Annotated in this window: 1 protein-coding gene; it reads left to right on the forward strand. The window is 26.1% G+C overall.

The features are described 5' to 3' along the window. Window positions 1-15: 15 nt before the first annotated feature. Window positions 16-472 (forward strand): hypothetical protein (locus CD112_RS10160; RefSeq protein ID WP_103364260.1); only part of this gene is annotated, 457 nt, incomplete at its 3' end.

Consider the following 472-nt stretch of genomic DNA (forward strand, 5'->3'; position numbering starts at 1 on the left):
AAGGAGGTGATTTATATGAGTTATAAAGAATTAAAGTGTATTGACACTTTGCTTAAATTAATCAGCAATGATCTGAAATTGGATTTTTCATACAAAATAATTTGTAAATGGAATAATCAATTTGTAACACTAGATTTTGTGATTCCTTTTGAATGGGATGATGAGTTTTATCTTTCAGAACCTAAAACTATCGCTTCACTTTCAGATGATAAAGCGAAGTTTTATACGGAAGTTAACTCTCAATACAATATGGTGAAAGAAAAATTCAAATTTAAGCAGTTGATAAATCATTACAAAAACCAAGAAACTAAATATTTAATGCTTTATCTTTTAGAAAATAATGATTTTTACGAATTTGATATGAATTGCTCTGATTATGCATATAACATCCAATCTCTAGATAAAAGCTGGAATATACCAATCATAAAAATTGATGATGATTTAGAATTCATTTCTTTACATTTGGTAAAAC

It is taken from the genome of Staphylococcus simulans, from assembly GCF_002902285.1.
GTDB classification, from domain to species: domain Bacteria; phylum Bacillota; class Bacilli; order Staphylococcales; family Staphylococcaceae; genus Staphylococcus; species Staphylococcus simulans.